Here is a 1,848-nt window from a genome sequence, read left to right as displayed (position 1 = left end):
GCCCGACGGGCGATCTCGGTGGGGGGCGCGTCCACGCCCGTCTCGGTGAACGCGGCGCGCGCCGCGTCGAGCAGCCGGCGACGGTTGCGGCGCACGTCGGCCCGGGCCGGTGCGGCCTCCAGGGTGGCCCGCTGCGGCACGCTCATGGTCATCCCCTCGGCATTGCAAAACGGAACGTGTTTCCGTAGGGTAGCCGATCAAATCGGAAAGCTGTTCCGTTTTTTGGGTGGGTGTTCCGGCACCGCCATAGGAGGTTCGGGTGACCACGACAACAGACGGGTTCCGGGCACGGCTGGGACGCTTCGGCGTGTGGCTGGCGCCCGCCCCGGTGCTGGGAGTCACCCCCGCGGCGATCGAGCGGGAGCAGGTCGCCCGCATCGAAGCGCTCGGTTTCGGCTCGGTCTGGGTCGGCGAGGGCGCCCACGGCCCCAAGGAGATCTTCGCCCACCTCGCCCTGCTGCTGGCGGCCACCGATCGTCTGCTCGTCGGCTCCGGGATCGCGCGGGTGGGCAACCGCACCCCGGCCGCCATGCAGGCCGGCGCCGCCACCCTCGCCGAGGCCTTCCCCGACCGGCTCCTGCTGGGCCTGGGCGTGGGGATCACAGTCAACACCGGCGACCCGCAGGCCCCGGCGGCCCCGGCGGCCCCGGAGGCCCGCGCCCCCTCGGACGCGTCGCCGGTGGCGGTGATGCGCCGCTACCTCGACGCCATGACCGCGGCCGCCGACGCCGGGGGGCTGGCCGCGCCGTTTCCCCGTCTGCTCGCCGCCCTGGGCCCGCGGATGCTCGCCCTGGCCCGCGACCACGCCGACGGCGCCCACCCGTTCTCCGTACCGGTCGCCCACACCGCGCTCGCCCGCGAGATCCTCGGCCCGGACAAGCTCCTCGTGCCCGAACAGGTCATCCTCGACGAACCCGACCCGACCGCCGCCCGTGCCCTGGCGCGGCGCCACCTGGCCGCCGGCAGCTCCACCTCGCCGTACGCCAGGAACCTGCGACGTCTCGGCTACGGCGACGACGACTTCGCCCACGGCGGCAGCGACCGGCTCATCGACGACCGTTTCGCCCACGGCGACCCGGCCGCCCTCGCGCGGCGGCTCACCGAACACCTCGATGCCGGCGCCGACAGCGTCCTGATCCGCGTGCCGGCCCCCACACTGAACGCCGCCGTCGACACCCTCGCCCGACTCGCCGACGCGCTGCCCGACGCCCCCGCCGCTTCCCTCCCACAGCACATCTGATCACCACACCCCGGCCGCCGCGTGGTCGGCCCCGAGGCGCGGACAGGCCTCTGGTCGTCTCCGGGTGACTGATCGCCTCCGGGTGACGTCCACGCTCAGGCCGCGCCGACCCTCGCCCCGGGGACCCGCCCGTCCCGCTCCGACGCCGACTCCGCCTCGGCGGCACACGCGTCGACCAGGACGTCCAGGGACACCCCGAGGGTGGTGGCCAGGGCGACCACGGTGAAGAACGCCGGGGTCGGAATCCGCCCGGTCTCGATCTTGCGCAGGGTCTCGGCGGACACCCCGGCGCCGGCCGCCACCGCCACGATGCTGCGCTCACCACGCGCCCGGCGCAGCAACGCGCCGAGCCGCTCGCCACGGGCCCGCTCCGCTGTGGTCAACGCCGTCCGCACCATGCCCCCGATAGTAATACCGGTATAGTTATCGTTCAACGGAATGTGGAGGCGGGACGCGATGGTCGAGATGAAGACGCCGCAGGCGATCGAGGCGATGGCCGCGGCCGGGGCGGTGGTGGCCGCCGCCCTCGACGCCGCCCGCAGCGCCGCGGCGGTCGACGCGTCCAGGGCGGGGGGCGCCGCCGGGGGGGCGGGGGGGGGGGCGGCGCG

2 protein-coding genes are annotated in these 1,848 nt (G+C 75.3%); one reads left to right on the top strand and one right to left on the bottom strand.

The annotated features are described in order from the left end of the window. The first annotated feature begins 259 nt into the window (after positions 1-259). A complete protein-coding gene (locus ND747_RS16205) occupies positions 260-1,240 on the top strand; it encodes a TIGR03620 family F420-dependent LLM class oxidoreductase (protein WP_251734446.1) in 981 nt (326 codons plus the stop codon). 95 nt (positions 1,241-1,335) lie between these two features. On the opposite strand, the gene ND747_RS16200 is transcribed toward ND747_RS16205, so the two are convergent. After that, positions 1,336-1,638 (bottom strand): helix-turn-helix domain-containing protein, encoded by a 303-nt coding sequence (locus ND747_RS16200; protein ID WP_251734447.1) that lies wholly within the window; start codon positions 1,636-1,638, stop codon positions 1,336-1,338. Positions 1,639-1,848 lie beyond the last annotated feature (210 nt).

This window comes from Frankia sp. R82 (assembly GCF_023716925.1).
Taxonomy (GTDB): domain Bacteria; phylum Actinomycetota; class Actinomycetes; order Frankiales; family Frankiaceae; genus Frankia.
This window is presented reverse-complemented; position numbering and strand designations above follow the sequence as displayed.